The sequence below is a fragment of the Haemophilus influenzae genome (assembly GCF_001457655.1).
In the GTDB taxonomy this organism is placed as follows: Bacteria; Pseudomonadota; Gammaproteobacteria; order Enterobacterales; family Pasteurellaceae; genus Haemophilus; species Haemophilus influenzae.
This window is the reverse complement of sequence record NZ_LN831035.1, coordinates 1,030,556-1,049,867: the sequence shown is the minus strand read 5'-3', so window position 1 is coordinate 1,049,867 and position 19,312 is coordinate 1,030,556. Positions and strand designations below refer to the sequence as shown.

Genomic DNA, 19,312 nt, shown 5'->3' with positions numbered 1-19,312 from the left:
ACGCTCCTTTATCGGATATCGATACGTTTTACAAAATAACCAGAAAGGTCTACAATATTTATTGTTGTACCGTTTCCATCAACAGACACAGAGAATGTATCGACTTCTACATGACTTACCGCATAATTTCTCGAGTTGTATGCAGTTACTTTACGAATAGTCTGCCAATAAGATACGCCGCCTCTTTTACCTTCAATTTCTGCACCCACTTCAAAACTGACAAGTTCAATATTGTTATTATCATCAAGACTGTGGCCTGATGATGACTGAAGATACAAAATAAGTGTTTTACCAAAACACTTTTCTGAAATATCAATACGCCCAGAACTTACATTACCTTGCCACACTGTTTTTAATGTACTAATTTGAGATAAACTCTCTTTCGCCTGCAAAAATTGCTGATTTATATCAGATTTTGCAGTGTTTATTTCTCGTAAAGTATATTGTTTATTTTCTTCTATTTCTTGGTCAACCCTCGCAGATAACGCTTGCATATTTTGTGCAAGTGTACCCGCATCTAAAGCCCCAACATTTTCAACAACACCGAATGCTTTAACCCAAAATTGCACGTCATCAAATGTGTTTTTTGCTTTTATACAAAGTTTGAGAATAAGCGATTTAGGGCGAGTTTCATCTCCACCTGTTGCCATCGGGGTATCTAAAAGCGGATGCATAAATCCATTATCACTGAGATTATCATCGGTTGTAGTTGCAGTGCGTAATCGTGAATCTATAACAGTTTTCGTTTTGTCATAAAAAATACTACTATCAGATGAATCAGCCCAGTGTGTTCTCACTCTGTGAACGTGCTTTTTAATCTCGTCACTTTGTGTCTGACCGATATTTAACCCATTCCCTGTATTTCTAATAAATCGGTCTTCCGCAAGTGGTACATTTGAAATAGAGCTATATTTATCAACAAGATATTGATATAACTCTGGGTAATTTTGCTGTGTGACTGTTGAGCGAATGCTATCAAAGGCAATCCACCCAGAAGGGATATTATCCACGGCAAAATAAGCTGTCATCCCCACATCACTACGGGTTAAATCAGGAAGTTGGTTGCTGTCGCCCAAAGTGCGGTATAAATCGGGAAAGGTTTGTTGGCTGAATGTTGAACCATCAGCACGTAAAAAACCAACGGGATTGGTTACTGCGCGAGGAAATGACACTACGGCACCAATAGGCACGCCGTCGCCGCCTGCATCTTTCCATTCTGACCAATTTGAGCCATTAAAAAAGCGTGTTTTGATTTTGTTATCATTCGCTTTACGTGCAATTTGACGCACCGCATTTGTTGCCCCACCGCTAACAACTTCAATATGCCATTCCCCATTTTCGGGTAGATTTTGACCACTTGCTAAGTAATAATTGCCATCGGTTTTATAGCCATTGGCATCGCCCTGCCCTTGTTCTACTTTAAAATTCCCAATACCATAGCCTGCAAGTGTATTAGGCTTGCCTTCAATATCCGTATTAAATTGCGGTTTTGCCCCAGCGTGATAGATTTTTTGATTGTTATATGACAATTCCCCATTTGCCCGAATACGAATGGTGCCGATAACTCGGTTACTTTTTTTATACTCTATCCAGCCGTCGCCATCATTTGCCCCCATATTTAAGAGGTGATTAGCATTTGCATAAGTTTGCGAATCAGCCACCCCAATGCCACGAAACCCAATGATTTTAGATTCAAAACTTTTGGTACCTTGAATCGATTCATTGCCCCTTAATCCTACTTTGCTCTCTGCGGTAGTTTTGGCGTCTACTGCTTTATCATAGGCGGTTTTAACCGCTTTTGAGGTTGCCGCTTGGGTTTCACTGTTGCTGTTAGTGGACGAACTAAGCTGAACTTCTCCTTTTTGAGTTAAACTTGCCGTCTTTCGGTTGTCATCAATAATCTTAACAATCGCCTCATAAAGCTGAGTTTGCTTATTTTCTACGGGCTGGAACCCCGCTTTTTGCAACACATAATGGGCTTCCGCTTGTACATCGCGTACTCGGTCTTGCAAATTATTAAGCCACGTATCGGTTACTCGTGTGCCTTGTTCACCTGTTGCTGGATTACCATTGTGAAAAAGGCCATCATTTGAATCAATTTGAGGCATTAAACTTTTCATATATTAAGATCCTGTTTGATAAGCAAAATAACAGTAAGTATGTGCAGGTTTTAAATCTCGGAAGAATTCCTCAATAATTGGGTCGCCAAATTCCACTAAATGATTACCCGCAAAGGAGGTGCCTGCACGAAAATACACAATATTGTCATCCCCATTAAGCACCGATACTCGCCACATAAAAATCAAGTTATCGCGCGCTTCATTGCGAAATTGAACCAAATCTCCCGTCGTTGGTAAGTCATTCGCAAGGGGAGAAAACTCTTTAATTTCGATGCGATATCCAATACTTTCCGCAATACGTTTAAAATAGGGAATGGATAAGCCCCCAATTGCATTTAACTTGGCAATAACACGTTTTACTCGTGCTTGATAGTTATTGGTATAATCTGTTTTTATGCCGCATAAACGTTCCCAATCAGACAACATCGTATTGGAGGTGGAAGGTTCAATAATTTGCAATAAATCCACCGCACTTTTTTGTAATCGGTCAAAGGCATTACCATCCACCTCACACTGTGCTAAAAAACGCTCTCCATTTACGTCGTATGAAACAGGCGGATAAAGTTTTGCTAACACCTTTTTGTGGTCATTTTGCATCATTCCATCTCCGTAACGGTGATTTGACCTAACCGAAACCACTCAATTTTTGTACGCACATCTGCTTTTAGATTAGTGATAGGTGCCGTAAACTTACGATCAACCACACCGACCAAGTTATTTACCACCGCTTCACATTGCGACACAATCAAATCATCGCCTGGGATTAACGTATTAAAATAATCCACAAGTGCGGTGGAAATCGCTGCCTTAATTTCGGGTAAGGTCACGCCACTGATTTTTACCTGAATATTAAAATTGACTTTTGTTACATCAGGTTTCACCACTTTGCTTTCTCGCGCGGTCACAGGGCGCACATCGTCAATATATTCTTGGCAGCGACGTATTGTTTCATCGCTTGGCACATCGTTATTTGATGTGATCGCAATATCTACCGTACCAAGCCCACGACGCAATGGGTAAACATAAGCAGCATCCACGCCATCCACCGATAATGCCCATGTACGATAGTCATAACGATTGCCCCCAGCAGGTGGTCGGCGAATAATCTCAAGCAAACGTTCGAGCAAAGACGCATCGCTTTCCGCGTCCGTTGCACCAATTACATCATTTAGCACCACATCGGATTGCACGCCTAAAGGTGCTGCCATAAAGTTTGCTTTTGTCGCAGTTTTAATATTTTGGCTGGCACCTGTCGCAAGACTTCGCACGGTAACAACGGCAGAACCGCTTGCAGAAATCACCGCACTTTCGGTGGTTTCGTAAAATCGGTTATCGTCTGTTTTAATTTGTAATCCAACTTTAATCACCGCATCAGGGGTACCTGTCACTGTTGCGCCACGCCCACTAGCATAAGTCGCATTACGACGGCGAATACCACGCAAGCCAGCATGTTTTTCAAGAAAATCTGTGTCGGCAGTATCGGGAAAGAATTGTTTAATAATCCATTTTTGATGAGCATAAATACCTTCCGCTACAGCAGCAAGGCTACTGGCACGTGCATAATAGTCACTATCTATGCTCACATCAGCACTCGGCTCTAATGACTGCACATCGCGCAAAATCGCTTGGCGAATATCTTCTAAACTCGGCACAATAAACATGGTTTAAACCCTTTTTAAATGACTTTTACCGGGTGTTTAAAATGATAGGTTTCGCCCCGGTTATCTCGGATGGATATATCTAAAATCAATACACCGTTATGTGGTTGGGTATGATTGACAATAATTTCGTCCGCACGTCCATCATCAATCAAGGGTTGCAAGGCTTCTTCGGCATATTGTTGTGCAATTAAACCTATGCGTGACAAATCTTTTTCGCGCGGAATAAGATGAAGCAGAGAGCCTACACGCCCATCTGCCCACCAAGAGCCTAATGGTGTGGTCAATCTGATATACGCTGCATTGGCAAGCGTACTGATTTGTTTACTTGTATAGTCCCCGGTAAGCGGGCTGATCTCTCTGTCCATATTGACAGGATAAGATAAGAGGTAAAAAGAAAGGAGATGCAGGGTTTCAGCATCTCCTTTAAGGTTAGATTATTCAGGTTTACTGGTTTTGCCTCCGCTATCGCCAGTATGTTTGTGGTTACTTAACGAAATTATACCTGCTTTCACGTCGCCGTCGGTCGTAAAGCTACCGCCACTTTGCTGTACATTACCAGTAAAGCTCGCACCGCTGCCACCTTGCACAGCCATACCACCATTACCATTGATTTGCCCTTGGGCGGTAAAAACCTGATCGGTTTCAACCAATGGACTTGATATATCCACTTTTGTTGTAGCGTTAATCTTTAATACATCACAATCAATTTCAATCAACCGCCCTTTTTTTAATACAATGCTAGAGCCACTTTCATCATAAATAGCGACTTCGCCGCCTTGCAGATTTTTCAAGCGGAAAGAACCGTTCTCGGTCGCAATCACAATACCGTGGGTAGTTTGTCCGCCAATGGGTAAAATCACTGCTTGCGTGTTTGCCGGAGGCACAGAGGTAAAACCAAACTGCTGCATCAACTCCACATCTTGCAAGGTTTCATCCGCAAGCCCTGATGCCTGAACTTTCTGAATATTGTCCGCACTTTTCACTAAGTGCAACACACCGCGAAAGGCTTGACGGATTTCGTCCACCGCACCTTGCGCCCTTTGTTGAATGGCTTGGCTTAATCGTCTCATGTTGTCCCCTTAATTCGCAGCCACCCAGCTGCCATGTCCATTAGTCGCCATTAATTTCTTGCCTTTGCGCTTGCGAGCTTTTTCTGCTTTTGCACTGTAAGCATCTGGTGTCCAGATGCCGTCTTGTTTAAAGCGTAGTTCCGTTTGTGTGCCAGCGTTTCGGCTCAGCGTAAAACGTCGCCCCATTAAAAAGAAAATGGCATCAATATCATATTCCTCGCAAATTACATGCACACGTTGCCCTGGTTGCCATAATGTACCGTCTTGCATTTTGTGATCGGGTACGACGATAGTAAGGGTAAAACCTTCTAGCATACTGTCCGCAATGTATTTTTTCGCCCATTTTTGCAAGGCTTCCAAATTATCCACATCAGACACCACCACGGTTTTCGGCTTGTAGGTAGTCATTTCAGGATCGTGATAAACCCATTTCAGATCGTTTTTGTTGTCTTGCCCTTGCTTGCCGTGGCTTTGTGCAAGAAAAGTGACTTCGCTAAACCGATTTGATACATCAAACGTTAAATCCGACTGCTCAAAGTTGTTTCGCTTACCATCTTTCATGCAACACAAGGTCGCCACAGGTGGCGTGCTGTAATCCGCACCGCCCACAATCAGCTCTCCATTTGGCTCAAACCACAAGTGCAAGCCTGCCGAGTTCGCACAACGCATTGCCGCATTCCAAGCTGTTTCGCCTACGTCAATATCGACTTTATCTAATGTTGGATTATTTTCCGCACGCAATGCCACTTTTTTAATACCAAGTGGTTCAACAATTTTTTTTACCGCATCTAACACAGTCAAGCCTTTTACATTGGTAATGGGGGCAGAGCAATCCACAAGGATACTCGCACGGTCACGCCCATTGAGGCTATAAGTGCGGTTAGTTTTACTCATAGTATGCTGTGTCGTATCCACGATGCCTGTCATCACCAATTCGCCATTAATGCACACTTTCACTTCAGCCCCCGAAAAGTCAGGTAAAACCGTACTATTTGAAGGCACGCCCAAATCAAATTTAAAGGCGTCGGCAGGGATTAAAAAGTCACTATCAATATCATAACTTTTCCAGCTATTGTGGGCTTTACCGTCCACTTCCAGAATGACATCATTTTCATAAGGGTAATTATTTGACATAGCTATTTAACCACTCCCCACGCTCAACAAAATTCGGATAACGGATCTGCGGATTCAATCTTAATAATTCATCTGCACGTTTGTGATCCTGAAAAAATGCATGTGCAATTTGTTGCACAGTACCGCTAAATGGCACCTCACGCACCATTAAAGGCGGTTTACGATTAATTGCTGCAAGGGCAAGTTGAGTAAACTTATGCGCTTTATTGCGTAATTGCTCTGCTGTATTGTGCGCAGCCGTATAAAAACTCGTATTAGGTGTGCTTAATACCGTGATATTTTCCCCACGATGTTCATCGTCCACTTGTTTGCGTAACAATTGTAAATTATCCATAATTTGTGACCGCACTTGAGTCGTGATGTAATCAATATCCTGTGGCAATAAATCATCGCCCTCTACCAATTCAGTGGCAATACGCAACAAAGCAACACTGGAGGCTAACTGCATCATTAAATGCACAGATTCTGTATCATCCTTACTAAAAGAGGTCGTTAATGATTTCAACGCCGCTTGTTCTTTGGCAGATTTAATATTCTTACCACTCACTAAATCTGCAGGGATATGCTTAATTTGACGTATTGTGCGGAGTACCTCATCAAATTTTGTTCGGGTAGTTAAGTCCTTGCGCGCAGCAATTTGGCGCAACCCTGAATCAATCATTGTCACCAAATCACGCACAGCACGGCTAGATTTTGCTTTAAAGTTATCTTGTGTCACGACAGGCGACACACCATACTTGGTTTTGTCAAAATCAAATAACCCGCGCACTTGCTCAAAACAACCAAATAATGCGCCATAAACACCCAACAAACGTGATTTTGTATTAGCGGCAAAGGCAACAATCTCCATAAATTCGCCATACAATGCCATCACATCATCAACAAAGTTTTCTAATTCAGTCAGTAAGGCATCTATTTTTGCCAATAGGGAATAATTAAAGACAAAAATCGGTTTAGCTGGCGTAGATTCAATAAAAGTCAAATCTAACGCCACATAATCAATCATTTCTGCTTCGTGGTGAAAACTCGCCCCGGTGCAAATCATATTTTGCAAACGCCCACGAATCGGATGCACTAATGTTGCCGCCCCTGATTTTTGTAACACGCTTAAAAACTTCTTAAAGTCCGTGTAATAGCCTGTCCCATAAAATACGGCTTGCATACGCACGGTTAATGGATTTAATCCCAAATCTTCCACGTCTGCGCCATTGACGAAAGGATAAGCATGCTCAATGGTCGAGCGATAGACATCATCATCCACCGAAAGCACATCGAAATGCACGCCGCGAAAACTTGCACGTTGCACAGGCATTGTCCAACCCATAGTTACCCCCGTTTCATTGATTGATAGATATTTTCAGCAACCCCTTCATAAACAGGTCGCCCATCCATATCAATCTTAATTTGATTTTGAATTGTAAAATTTTGGCTTTCAATGGCGGTTTTTAATCCATCACTAATGGTTTGCCCAAAATGCTGAAAATCCGCTTGATAGTTAGCCAAGCTAGATAAATCTCCCAGTGTGCGACTTAAAGCGGAGTCGGTGTCATTAGCCGCTACAGCTAAGCCTGAATAGCCTTTCCCCTGATTGCGAATTTCCGCAATTTTCACCGCACTTTGACGCATACGTTCGTTGTATTCGGCTTGATTCAATGTGCCACGCTCTAAACGCACCTTTGCCACTTCATCTTTACGTGCAATTTCAGCCACTTCGCCCGAGCGAGAAGCCGTCCCCCAGACTGAATTTTTGTTATAACCGAAACCTTGCGGTGCGTAATGGGTTGTGGTCGGTTTATTGCCACCGTAAGCATTGGCATAAAATTGGTTTTCTAACTGCTTTTCTTGCGCAGTTTTGGCTTCGGCTTTTTCTTCAGCTTTCGCTTCTTCCGTTGTAAGTTGTTCTCCAGCAATCATTAAACCACCTACAACCATTGCTGCACCAGTTGCAGTAGCGACTTTTCCGCCTATATTGAGTAATTTGCCAGCTCCATTCGCAATCGCTGATGTTGCTGCGCCTTGGGTCACTTTACCTAAAGCACCGCCCCCCATTTTCCCGCCCGTTAATAAATTAACTAGAGAAAACCCAGCAAGTCCTGCACTGAAAATTTGTAACGCGTCAGTCGCACCAACAACGGCTTTGGTTAAATTTGGAAATTCTTCTATATTTTCACTTAACCAATCTGCGGCATTTCCTAATCTATCATTTGCACCATTCCAGTTTTCAATTGAATTCATTTCCTGTTTGTTTTTAGCAATCTGAAAACGAACTGAATTTTGTTGGCGCATAAAATCAAAATCTTCTTTGTTGAAGTTGCCTTTTTCAGCAATGGCATATTGCTCATCTACATTTTGAGCCGTATTTTTATCACGACGCATTGCAAACATTGCCGTGCCTGCTTGAATATCTGGCATCACTTCAGCAAGTTTTGTGGTTTCCACATATTTCGCTATACGCTCTGCAATAGCTTGAGCTTCTTTATCGTCTTTTGCGTTATTAAGTTTTTTTAGCAGTTTTTGATACGTTCTATCGCTTGCAAGCACCTGATCAATTATGCTCATAAAAGCTTCAACCGCATTTTTGCCTGTTTTCATTTCGTTGGTCATGGATTTTTCAAAATCAATGCCATGGGTTTTCTTGGTTTTGGGATCATAAACTTCTAATTTTTCAAATTTTTTTGCTGTATCACTAGAACGCAGTTTTGAAAAGAAATTGACTAGGTTAGTTGAGGATTGCCCCGTACCACCTGATACCTTATAAACCTGTTGCGCACCTTTAAACACCTGTTTTAAGTCTTCCAATCCCCCCAAGCCAGTATTGCCTGCGGCTGAAAGAAATTCAGGGGCATAACGCGCCATATCTTTTAATTCAAAACCGCCCGCTTTACCTGACGCACTGGCATAATCAAGTGCTTGTTGAATATCATCAACTTTAATGCCGAAATTCAGCAATGAATTGACTAATGCGGAAATATCATCAGTGCTTGCCCCAGTTGCAGTAGCGTTCATTTGTATCGTTGGCAAAAGTTTTAATGCGTCCTCAACCGAAACATTGCCTTCACCAATTAAACGTCCAACAGCCCCTAATGCATCTTCTTTTGTGCCGCCATAATTTAGTGACGCTTTAATTGCGCCATGGATTTTTTCTTTACCTTTTGTCTTTTCTTCTATACTTGCACCTGAATAAGCTGTATTTGCAATTTTTGCCACTTCAAGATCATAATCTGCCGCCTTTCTAATTTTGGGTACAGCAACCGCTGCACCAGCGGCAACACCTACCGTTGCACCCGCAATATTTCGACCAACATTGCCTAATCGTTGCCCCCACGTGGTTTTCCCCATTTCCGCATTAAGCCCAGCAATTTTTGAGCGCGTCGCTTCAGCCGCACGCGCTAATTCGCGACTAGTGGCTGTGCCACTACGTTTTAATCGGTTATAAGCGGCAATGGTATGATTAATTTCTTGTTGGATTTTATGTTCACTTCGCACGCCTAACCTTTCACGCGCTTGCGCCATAGCACGTGTGCTTTGCGTAATCTGCGATTGCGCTCGTCGAAACACACGACTTGCTTGGTCTTGCGCTTTCAGCTTCAACGCTAAATTCAACTCAGCCATTTTTAAACCCTCTTTAAACTCATTTTAAATCCACAAAAAAAGGGGCTTACGCCCCCTTAGTTTTACGACGCATAAGGTTGTAATGCACCGTGTTGCCTTTTTCTGACTGAGTTTTAATACCTTGCGAATATTGCCAACTTGCCACCCACGCAGCAACTTCAGCGTGACACATTGCTCGTACTTCTTCAGCAGTAAACCCAAATTTAGCCAATAAAATAACCGCACTTCGGTAATTCTTCTCGGCATCAAACACAACGTAATGTTGTTTTATTCGGTTTCGGCTTTGCTCGGGTTTTCCCCAGCGTCGATGTGCTTTTTTCGCAGTTCTGCGATAGCTTGGGTAATCAGCACATAATCATCCGTGGCAAGGTTATCCAGTAAAAACTGTGGCGTGAGCTTATCTTGCGCAAGACCGATAATATCAAGCTGTTCAGATAAATAAGCCAAGTCCACGAGCATTTGCTCCGCTTTCGTGAGGTTTTCTTTCTCATCTAAACCAAGCTCGGCGACTTTCTCAAGGGCAGCACATTCGCCACCCAAGGTTAGTAATCGCACGCCAAAGTCAAAATAACGCTTGTCTTCATAAGAGATACCAAGAAGTAAACGCATTATTCTTTTACCTCTTTAAGCGCATTCATCTGGATATCAATAACGGCTTCGTTATCCACCGTGTATTTCTCGCCTACTTGCGTAGTAAAGCAGCCAAGGTAGGACGTACGCTTATCTTCTTGATTAAGCGGATATACCGTGATTTTCGCATCACTGATACCAGCCCAATCAATCTCTGAACCATCAATCGGCAGCGCAGCAGTCACTGACAGCTCCCAGGTCGTAATGCCTTTGGCAAAACCACGTGCACGTCCTTCAGAGTTCATGGTTTTGACTAATTTACGCCCAGTTTGTTTTGTGACATTTAAATCGGTAATTTCAAATTCAACGCCATTTACTTCTAACACCGCCATTCCAGCATATTTTTCCATTTACGCCCCCTATAAAATTAAATCAATTCGGTTAGCGACAACGTGCAAGCCATTTACCACATCGGCTGGGATTGCCGTATCTAAACGATTTGGATCTTTGCCATTGCGAACAACAAGCAATTTACCCTTGTTCGCATCCACATTTTCTAAAATCTCTTGTTGCTCTAAACGATAGAGCACATCAAGGATTTCCGACCGCACTTTTGGTGGGGTGCGATTAGATAATTTCGCACGAGGGAAACGTAACTCAATACGCTGTTCAATGGCTTTACGCGTATAATCAAGTGTACGAATTGTGGTTAAGTCTAACCACGCAGGATCATCTACATTCGCCGGTGACTTGGTATAAGTCGTAATTGCACGCATAATTTGCACACGATTATTTACCACTGTAATAGGGGTTAAACCGTGGAATAACGCCTGATTGACTTCGGTTTTTAACGGTGATTGAGTGGCATCAACAGGGGTTAAACCTTTAATCTCAAGTGTATTTAACGGTTTAGCTGGGTCTTCTTCGCCTGCAATAACCGCCCCATATCCCGCAGCGATTAAGGCATTAGATTCCACCGCCCCTTTATACCAACCCACTGTAATACGGTTAGCATTAATTTTCTCGGTATAAGTGGTACCGCTTGCCAACGTACCATTAAAACCTAATACGCCAACACCTGGTTTTTTCTCAACAGGACTTGCGACCGACTCTAAATGTTCGCGCAAGGCTTTCGCATTTTTATCATCCGCAAAAGGGGAGATAATCACGTGATAATGCTGACCAGCTACAGATGCTAATGCCGCTGCTAAATCGGCATTTTCGGCACCATTTGCAAGGGCAGAAACATTCACTGCCATATCATTTACGCTTAATGTGGCATTGACACTAATCTCATTGCCAATTTCGCCTTTACATTTCGCAGTAAGCGTAACAGTACCTTCATTGACTGTTGCACTGACAGGACAATATTCCCCCGCATTAATCACTGCATTTAAACGGGCGGCAATGGTGGCAGCAGTTTCCGATTTAGCAATTGCCACCGCATAATCAAGACCACCAATGATAACTTTAAGCGCCCCTGCATTGCTTGCTGTGCCTGTTAGCGTAATGGTGCCAGTTGCCGCCACACCTGAATCACTCTCTTTTAAACCAATCACCGTTAAACGGATCATGGCATTATTTTGGATAGCAATACGCGCCATTAAGTGAGCCCAAGACCCAGCACCAAATGTATTTTTCGCATCTACATCTGAATAAATCGGTGTCGGTGCGCTAAATGCTTTTGTTGCATTTAACATCGGTGCCACAATTAAGACATTTTGCTCATTTGTTGGCAAAGTACTCACTGCATTGCGTGAGTTGTATTCTGTATAAACACCCGGTTTACGAAGACTCGTCGGGATATTATCAAAATCAATATTCGTTTCATCCATTGTCTTTCTCCTGTTCTTTGCGTGAACGTGTTTCTGTGATTACAATCAAATCGCCATCATTAATACGACGTTGATAATAAATCGACGGCTCTACCTCTACCGGTACTTGTTCAATATAGGTATAAGGCTGATGTTCCATCGGCACCTTAATGCCTATTGCTGCTTTCACTTTCATTTTGTGTCTCCACCTCAAACGGCACTTTGGCACCGCTTATTGGGTCATAAATGTTGTTACCAATACGTTCTAACATCGGCTCTGGTGGCGATAGCTCACCATGATAATGCGTAAACAAATAATCAGGATTTTTGCTATCCTGTGTCATTTCAGGATAACGTCCATCTTCTAACGGGCTTAAATCCTCATAGACTGCGTCATACTCAATCGCATAAGCTGTTATCGCCCCACCTTTAAAAGTGGCATTATTAAAGAGCGTACGCACCCTGGTCGGTTTCAATGGCTTGACTAATTGCCCTAAGGTTTGCGCATCTAACAAACGGCGTACGGCTGTAATCAACTGATTAACGCCCACCTCTCGTTTATCCGCTCCGCCTTGTCGTGCCGCAATATTGCTACGCAAGCTATTTACTGCCACGATAATGACAAAGTTTGCTGTGGATTGATGACGCTTCAAATTAGTGCCCATACGTTCGATACGTGCGCCCCCAAAAGTGACTAAACACATCGGCAAACGTGATGTCCCAAGACTTTCATCATCGAGCTCGCCACCGTAGCTTTTAACGGTATTGACTAAACGCCCTAAGCCACGCTGTAGGCGTTCTACAAGGGCATTTTCAATTTGAGTGATCACGCGCAAAAATCCTGTTTTTCGGATTAGTAAAAATCACACCATTGTCGTGTTCGTTGGCATCATTATTCTCTGTAGGCGGCAACCCCAGTGAAATCTTACCCACACTGATATCCTCAAGTTCTTTTAAACTTAATTTATAGCGTGTAATGATTTCTTCTGGAATCGTCACATGAGACATACTCGCTAAACGATAACGTGCCAAATCACAACAAAGTCGCACCAAGTTTTGTGGCACACTCACAAGAGGGAGGGTATAACGTGCTGCCAAATAACCATCAATTTGGCTTGAGCTATCAGACAATGCAACATCAAGCAAATTGTCATTAACTTGCCCAGTCAAATCACGGTCGGTCAGTTCAATGGCTTGCACTTCCCCTACACGTAACACAAAATCTTCTGCACTGGCGTAATGCATCACTCATCCTTATTTATCGCAGATGGGAATAAGTTCTAACCAGGGATCTTCAGCAAGCATAATGACTTGCTCACCCGTCAAGTTTTCAACTGGAATTTCCACCGCACTTTCTTTGTTAAAACGATAGCCGCAGCGACCATAAGAGGCTTGCGGATGAATTGCACGTAACGTCACTGCATAGGCAATAGGATGAATCACATCACTGCCTTTGGGCGCGTCATCCGGCTTATCTAAAGTGCGGTCAGTTTCTGCAGTATTTTCGGACGTGTCGGTTTTCACTTCATCGTCTTTCTTGTTTTGCTGTTTCTTTGCCATAACTTCCTCCTAGTCATTTCTTGCTTTCCCTCGCAAGCGAGGGAAGGCAAGGAAAGAGACGGATTACTCCACAATCTGTGAAGACACCATCACTTTAAGCGTCCCTTTCAACACATTGCTGGTACCGTTGATAATATCGGCTTCCACTAAACGTTTTGCTGTATATTCAAGTGCAGGTGGCACTAATAAGATATTCGGACGAATATTTAACAACTTGCCGCCATCGCCTTTTAAGGATTTCATTTTTGCCAACACGCCCATTAAGACATCTTCAGTTAATTCGCTGTCTTCCACACGATGAGCAAGTTGCCAGAATGCAAAACCTGCATTACCACGCGCACGCACGCCCCAAATATAGGTATCTTCCATAAATACCGTATCGGATTTAGACGGATCAAATTTCGTCTCAATTTCAGGGGTTAAGCGTTCTTGCCAAATAAATGGCTTCACGGCATTCGTCGTATCCAACAAATAAAACGCTGGTTTTCCTGCTGCACTGCCTTTGGTAATATTACTTTGCGTGGTTTGATTTCCTGTGCCATCGACTTCCGCAAAAACAGGATGATCGTCATCAAAGAAATTCTGCCCGTCATAGCAAAGGGTGCTTTTACCTTGTTTAATTAAGCCAAATACTAAATCATCAGGTAATTCCGCCGCACTTTGTCCCATTTGTTTTACCATCGGACTAAATAAGCCGACCTGGTCGTCTTCAATATTGGTGCGAGGGATAGCAACAGTGCTTTCAAACAACTTATTCGATACTTGCATACCTTGCGCTTGCATTTTGCGTAAACGACGTTTACCCACCCATTCTTGCAATTTTGGGAAATGCCCTAACCAACCGTAAGTATTGGTTTCGGTAGAACTTGCAATTTTCATAGCAATTTCTGACCATTGAGGATTAATCACGTTTAAACCGCTCGCAAAGTCTTTTTTAAAGGCTTCATCAAGGGCTTTTAAAAGTTCCGATTTTTTGAATTTATCCATTATTTTTGCTCCTTATAGGTTGCCATATAATCTTTTTCGCTTAAGCCTAACGCTTTTGCTGCGGCACTCTCTGCAGCACTTAACGCCACCACTTTCTGCTCTGGATCGCCTTTTGCTTGTGGCTCACCACTTAATGCGGCCATTGCAGGTGCTTTTTCTAAGTAAGCACTTAATGCCTCAACAGATAAACTTTGCGCCCAATCTTTTAATGCAGGAGCCAGTTTACCTTGCGATAATGCTGCTGTGATTAATGCCGCTTTCTTGTCTGCTTCTACAGATGTTTTAAGCGCATTAAAATCAGCCTGTAATGCGGCTACCTGTTCGACTGGCACAAATTTAGCAGGATCAGGGTTGCCCACTTGTGTGGATAACGCTGCCACTGATTGTTCTTTTTCAGCTAATTTTGCGTAAACATCTAACACGTCCACAGCGCTATCGCCTTTAGCTGCCGAAAGTGCGGTCACTTTCTCCGTAATATCAGCTTCACTTGCATCTGCTTTTAAAGCAAACAGTGCGCATAATGCTGCCAATAATTTTTTATTCATTGGATTGTCCTCTTGTAACAAATTCACGCTGGCTGCCACCATTGCTTCCTCCATACCATCTAAAGCAGGCGTATTGGTTAATGCAGCATGAAAGATCTTGCGAACATAGCCCTCTGTGTCGTAAGCAAACACAGCCGAGATATAACGATATTCGCCATTTTTGATATAGTCCGCGGCTTTATCAGTCCAACGCACATCAGCAAAAATCCCTTGTGGGGTAAAATAGAAATATTCCATCCAGCCCGCACTCGGTGCTTCTTTGCCGTTTTTTAGGGAGTGAATAATTTGGTGTTCATAGTCAATAGGAAGGGGATTGCGTTGATTATTTGCCAACGCCACCACATCCGCGCCATTTGTATCTGTTACATACCATGCCTCCACATCGGTTGGTCTGCCGTCTGCGGCACGAAATTTGCCATAAGGTAAAAGTTGGATACGACCATACTTCGCCTTGTTAATTTCAAAACTACAAGCGGCAACTGTTAATTTCATCTGAAACCATCCTTAAAAACTCAATCTAGGATGGCAGAATATCGAATTGAACAAGATAACAAGAGATGACTGGCTTCAGCGCAACCAAATAATTTGAAATTTTAGACAATGAGGAACAAGCCTCACATTAAAGACGTGAAAGATTGAATGATTGAAAACAACCCAAACCCATTTTAAAACGCTTTAAAACCGTTTTAAATTGTTTTAAAAATTTAAAGATGAAATCTTATACCCTAAAAGTAAAAAATCGCCCTACGTGCGATTTAGGGCGATTTTCTGATTTATTTAATTAAGCGTTGGAAGTAGTCTTGTATATCTTCCAAAATATCTGCCTCATCTTGAGGTGTTAAAGCCAAAAAAGGACGTGCCGGAATCTCTACTTTACGACCTCGTCCAGCTTTACCCCCGAATTGATGGATAGCTGCGTAAGGCTCATTCGTCCCTACAATGGCTTCATTGTTATTATATTCAGAAGTGATGCTCTCCATCAAGTTTTCAGTATCCACCAAAGGCGTACCTTGGCGAAGCTTTAATTTCTTCCACTCAGGACGACCACCCACTTCAAAGTTCTGCGTGACAGCCGATTCCATTGTGCCTGCAATGCTACGCATTAAAGGCGCACGATGTGCTGTAGCTTGCGCTAATCGTTCAAGCAAGGCGGTAACTTCTTGCGCATTATTGATTTCAATGTCTATCATAATCGTTGATTTTTAAATTTTAAAGGGGTATATTCACCAAAGCCACTAGAAAAGCGATGAATCTCGAAGATCGCGGGCGAAGAGGTGAAATAGACTCGGGACTGTGTGCGGTGGGTTCGAGCCCCGCCTAGTGGCTTATTCTTTAAATGCCTTTTTCCATTGCTTATCACTCACCAATCTGAACGATTGCACAAAAATTTCGTTTTCTCGACTTAAAACTTTCAATACAGCTAACAATTTCTTACCATTTACATCTTTATAAAATTGGTAGCCGAATTCATCTACAATAATTTTATCCGGTGAATTGACAATATCCGGCAAATCCGCATATTCATCAATCCCAAAATCTTGCCCATCACGACTATTAAATTGCTTAATTAAAGTATCATCAGAAAGCCACACTGTGCCAGTTTTGCTTTTCAATAAATCCTTACTTTCCGCACTCAAGACACCTGCTGCAAATTTAAAGTTTTTGGTTAGGCTATCACGCACCTGTAACATCTGCTCAGCAGTGAGTTTTTTTCCATCTGGGCTGAGCGTTTGTTTCATCTCCGCCACATGCTTTGCCAACAATTCAAAATCGTGCTTAAACTCCCCACCTTTCATTTCAACCGTGGCAAACGCATGTGCCAGTTTTTCAGGATAAAGATCCAAATTAGGCTTGTAGTTTAATCGCCCTACATTGTAATCAAAGCCTTTATCTGTCACACGTACCGTGCCATCAGGTAATTTAAACCCTACCGTCTTTTCACGATTACCTTGCTTATCCGCAGGGCGTTCTACTTCCACCAAAAATTCAGAACTATCGTCAGGCTTATCAATCCCACGGCGTTTCAAATCTCTATCGCCTAATGCAATCACCGTACAGCGACAATTAAACCCATTGGGCGGGTAGAAGGTTGCCCAAAACGGATCATCATAACGATACACCTTACCGCTCAATGCTAAATGGGCAGGGCGAGTACGCGCATCACCCACGGCGGAATATTGCCAATAAGGGCGATTATCCACGTTATCACGCAAGCGTTGATAACGCGCAGCCGAATAAGCTGACTGCATATTGACACGATAAATCGTATTTAACCGACGCGGCGTGCCAAAATATTCCCCTGTTTTTGGATCTGCCAGTAAATGCCCATCAATACCACGAATAGATGGATCTTTCCCAAAAATCCAACCTTTGCGTTCAAATTCACTCACCAGTTCTTTTTTCCAAGCGTGAAAGCCTTTGCCCTCACGCATAGCGGTTTCTAAAGATTGGTAAATATCCTTTGTCATATCAAGACTTGTTAAGCGCGCAATCGTCGTGGCACGTGCCAATGCGCTATCCTGCATTTCTTTTACTAACACCTTGCTGGCAAGCATTTTCTTTTGGCGCAAAAACTCAATGGCTTGTTTGAGTTCTACGCCAATGGCAAACTTAGGTACGCTCGGCATTGGCTGCTCCTAATAAATCAGCTAAAAATACCGCACTTGCCAAATAGGCTTGATGGCTTTCACTGGTTAAATCAGGATAAAGTGCGATCAGTTTTTCCTGTGCTTCATCATAGCTTTCACTTGCCATGATCACGCCTACAATTTGTTTCATCATAGGATCAAGTTGTTGATTAAAATCCGCATTTGCCAGTGCATCATCAATCAAACCGTCCAGTTCATCTTGTTCGTCCTTTTTACCATTCTGCGCCGACAACGCAGCAGCACGACAGCCGCAAGAACAGTCTTTGCCATGGTTAAATACGGCAGAAAGTGCGGTCGTTTTTTCGTCCGTTTTCTCGCCTTGCGGTATGCTTAAAATCAACTCGCCTTCCTGCGGTTCAGGAATCCCTAATTTATCCCGCACCCAACTTTCAGAAATCTGCACGCCAATGCCGGTAAGTTTAGGAATGGCTTCTGCAAAGACCGATAAATCTTCATATTCTTTTGTGTCAAACTCAAAATAAGGGATACGATGTGGCGCAATATTCGGATCAACATTAATTTGCAAATACGGCAAAATGATTTGTTGAGTAATGGTTTGCGCAATCTGTTTCGCATCGCTAATCATCAAATCACGACGCACTTCATTATGCACATTACCTAACGCATTGGTGGAGCTTTTACCATCCGCCCCCGATGTTAAGGTTTGCCCCAAAATCAACCGAGCGATAGATTTCTCGCACCAATCAACCATTTGTAAAAATGGATTATTACCCGATGCAGCACCTGCATTAGCGACATTATGCAGTTCAATCTGCATCGATTCAGGCATAATGCCTGCCGCGTTATGCCCAATTTCAGCCAACGCACGCAGTAAAGTGCGTTTCTCCGCATTAGTGGCGCCAGCACCATATTTACCAATGCGAATCGGCATACCATAAAGCTCTAAAAACTCGGCAAAATCACGCACAGAATAATGCTTATACATATAAAGCCATGCCAATGTGCGATATAAGCCATCACGAGCTAACTGTGTCGAACGAGATTTATGGCGATGTACCACCCAGCCAAAAGGACGTAAAGGCTCGCCCATTTGATTCGCTGGCGTGCGTAATAATAAACTATCGTCTTTATCCAATTTAAACCAAGACTGCGGACAAGGTCTAAAGCCTTTTGGAACCCATTTGCCATCCACCTGCGCCCATTGAATTTCCAACGCCGAAAAACCGTGTCCCACGGCATCCATTAAATCGATAAACAAGTCTTCAAGATTGGGATATTGATAAAATAACTCATCAATTTCTGCTTGCAATTTTTCTTCTGCAGGGGTTGCATTACGTGGTTCAACAATACGCCAATCTAGCGTTAAAACTGAACGCTTACGTGTCATCATATTGGCGGCAATGCTGCTATCTTGCTCTTCAATATCCATGAAAAGTTGATGCTGCGCCTGAATATCGCCGTTTTCGGCATCCTCTAAAATCTGCTTTAATTTTGAAGGCGTAATTTTTGCAGAGGGGTGATCATCTAATACACGCCCCGTTGCAGTTACTTCTGCATCATCGGTTTGTGTTGGCTCTGTTTCATTACCTTTTAAAAGGTTTTTAACCTTATCAATAAATCCCATTTAATC

21 protein-coding genes are annotated in these 19,312 nt (G+C 42.8%); all 21 read right to left on the bottom strand.

Going from position 1 to position 19,312, the window contains the following annotated elements; genetic code table 11:
• Positions 1-8 precede the first annotated feature (8 nt).
• On the bottom strand, positions 9-2,120 hold the full coding sequence (locus AT683_RS05315; protein WP_058222196.1) for a pyocin knob domain-containing protein: 2,112 nt from the start codon (positions 2,118-2,120) through the stop codon (positions 9-11).
• 3 nt (positions 2,121-2,123) lie between these two features.
• Positions 2,124-2,720 carry a YmfQ family protein gene (locus AT683_RS05310; protein ID WP_174507678.1) on the bottom strand — a complete coding sequence of 199 codons (597 nt, stop codon included), beginning with the start codon at positions 2,718-2,720 and terminating at the stop codon, positions 2,124-2,126.
• The gene (locus AT683_RS05305; RefSeq protein ID WP_050845942.1) at positions 2,717-3,781 is read right to left on the bottom strand and encodes a baseplate J/gp47 family protein; all 1,065 of its coding nucleotides are present in this window, start codon (positions 3,779-3,781) and stop codon (positions 2,717-2,719) included. Before AT683_RS05305 ends, AT683_RS05310 begins: the two co-directional genes overlap by 4 nt.
• Before the next feature lie 14 nt (positions 3,782-3,795).
• Positions 3,796-4,146 carry a phage GP46 family protein gene (locus AT683_RS05300; RefSeq protein WP_032824912.1) on the bottom strand — a complete coding sequence of 117 codons (351 nt, stop codon included), beginning with the start codon at positions 4,144-4,146 and terminating at the stop codon, positions 3,796-3,798.
• Positions 4,147-4,215: 69 nt separating this feature from the next.
• Entirely contained in the window at positions 4,216-4,851 is a 636-nt protein-coding gene (locus AT683_RS05295; RefSeq protein WP_050845941.1) for a phage baseplate assembly protein V, read from the bottom strand.
• Positions 4,852-4,860: 9 nt separating this feature from the next.
• Positions 4,861-5,985, bottom strand: a complete 1,125-nt coding sequence (locus AT683_RS05290) for a phage baseplate assembly protein (protein ID WP_050845940.1) — start codon at positions 5,983-5,985, stop codon at positions 4,861-4,863.
• Positions 5,975-7,309, bottom strand: a complete 1,335-nt coding sequence (locus tag AT683_RS05285) for a DNA circularization protein (RefSeq protein WP_050845939.1) — start codon at positions 7,307-7,309, stop codon at positions 5,975-5,977. Before AT683_RS05285 ends, AT683_RS05290 begins: the two co-directional genes overlap by 11 nt.
• Positions 7,310-7,311: 2 nt before the next feature.
• Positions 7,312-9,597 (bottom strand): phage tail tape measure protein, encoded by a 2,286-nt coding sequence (locus tag AT683_RS05280; RefSeq protein WP_050845938.1) that lies wholly within the window; start codon positions 9,595-9,597, stop codon positions 7,312-7,314.
• A 46-nt stretch (positions 9,598-9,643) separates the two neighbouring features.
• On the bottom strand, positions 9,644-9,808 hold the full coding sequence (locus AT683_RS05275; RefSeq protein WP_218834128.1) for a hypothetical protein: 165 nt from the start codon (positions 9,806-9,808) through the stop codon (positions 9,644-9,646).
• Between the two features lie 56 nt (positions 9,809-9,864).
• On the bottom strand, positions 9,865-10,206 hold the full coding sequence (locus AT683_RS05270; protein WP_050845937.1) for a hypothetical protein: 342 nt from the start codon (positions 10,204-10,206) through the stop codon (positions 9,865-9,867).
• The gene (locus tag AT683_RS05265) at positions 10,206-10,577 is read right to left on the bottom strand and encodes a hypothetical protein (protein WP_021034875.1); all 372 of its coding nucleotides are present in this window, start codon (positions 10,575-10,577) and stop codon (positions 10,206-10,208) included. The genes AT683_RS05270 and AT683_RS05265 overlap by 1 nt, the downstream gene beginning before the upstream one ends.
• Positions 10,578-10,586: 9 nt before the next feature.
• The gene (locus tag AT683_RS05260) at positions 10,587-12,002 is read right to left on the bottom strand and encodes a phage tail sheath subtilisin-like domain-containing protein (RefSeq protein WP_050845936.1); all 1,416 of its coding nucleotides are present in this window, start codon (positions 12,000-12,002) and stop codon (positions 10,587-10,589) included.
• Positions 11,995-12,177, bottom strand: coding sequence for a DUF2635 domain-containing protein (locus AT683_RS05255; protein ID WP_006995430.1), 183 nt, complete (start codon positions 12,175-12,177; stop codon positions 11,995-11,997). Before AT683_RS05255 ends, AT683_RS05260 begins: the two co-directional genes overlap by 8 nt.
• On the bottom strand, positions 12,149-12,811 hold the full coding sequence (locus AT683_RS05250; protein ID WP_050845935.1) for a DUF1834 family protein: 663 nt from the start codon (positions 12,809-12,811) through the stop codon (positions 12,149-12,151). Before AT683_RS05250 ends, AT683_RS05255 begins: the two co-directional genes overlap by 29 nt.
• Positions 12,795-13,226, bottom strand: coding sequence for a gp436 family protein (locus AT683_RS05245; protein WP_050845934.1), 432 nt, complete (start codon positions 13,224-13,226; stop codon positions 12,795-12,797). The genes AT683_RS05250 and AT683_RS05245 overlap by 17 nt, the downstream gene beginning before the upstream one ends.
• 9 nt (positions 13,227-13,235) lie before the next feature.
• On the bottom strand, positions 13,236-13,541 hold the full coding sequence (locus AT683_RS05240; protein WP_050845933.1) for a hypothetical protein: 306 nt from the start codon (positions 13,539-13,541) through the stop codon (positions 13,236-13,238).
• Positions 13,542-13,604: 63 nt separating this feature from the next.
• Complete coding sequence (locus AT683_RS05235) at positions 13,605-14,528, bottom strand: Mu-like prophage major head subunit gpT family protein (RefSeq protein WP_040034140.1); 924 nt, start codon at positions 14,526-14,528, stop codon at positions 13,605-13,607.
• Positions 14,528-15,565 carry a phage protease gene (locus AT683_RS05230; protein WP_050845932.1) on the bottom strand — a complete coding sequence of 346 codons (1,038 nt, stop codon included), beginning with the start codon at positions 15,563-15,565 and terminating at the stop codon, positions 14,528-14,530. The genes AT683_RS05235 and AT683_RS05230 overlap by 1 nt, the downstream gene beginning before the upstream one ends.
• Before the next feature lie 281 nt (positions 15,566-15,846).
• Positions 15,847-16,263, bottom strand: a complete 417-nt coding sequence (locus AT683_RS05225) for a phage virion morphogenesis protein (RefSeq protein WP_005688555.1) — start codon at positions 16,261-16,263, stop codon at positions 15,847-15,849.
• A 135-nt stretch (positions 16,264-16,398) separates the two neighbouring features.
• Complete coding sequence (locus AT683_RS05220) at positions 16,399-17,700, bottom strand: phage minor head protein (RefSeq protein ID WP_058222195.1); 1,302 nt, start codon at positions 17,698-17,700, stop codon at positions 16,399-16,401.
• The gene (locus AT683_RS05215) at positions 17,684-19,306 is read right to left on the bottom strand and encodes a DUF935 domain-containing protein (RefSeq protein ID WP_050845930.1); all 1,623 of its coding nucleotides are present in this window, start codon (positions 19,304-19,306) and stop codon (positions 17,684-17,686) included. The genes AT683_RS05220 and AT683_RS05215 overlap by 17 nt, the downstream gene beginning before the upstream one ends.
• Between the last annotated feature and the right edge of the window lie 6 nt (positions 19,307-19,312).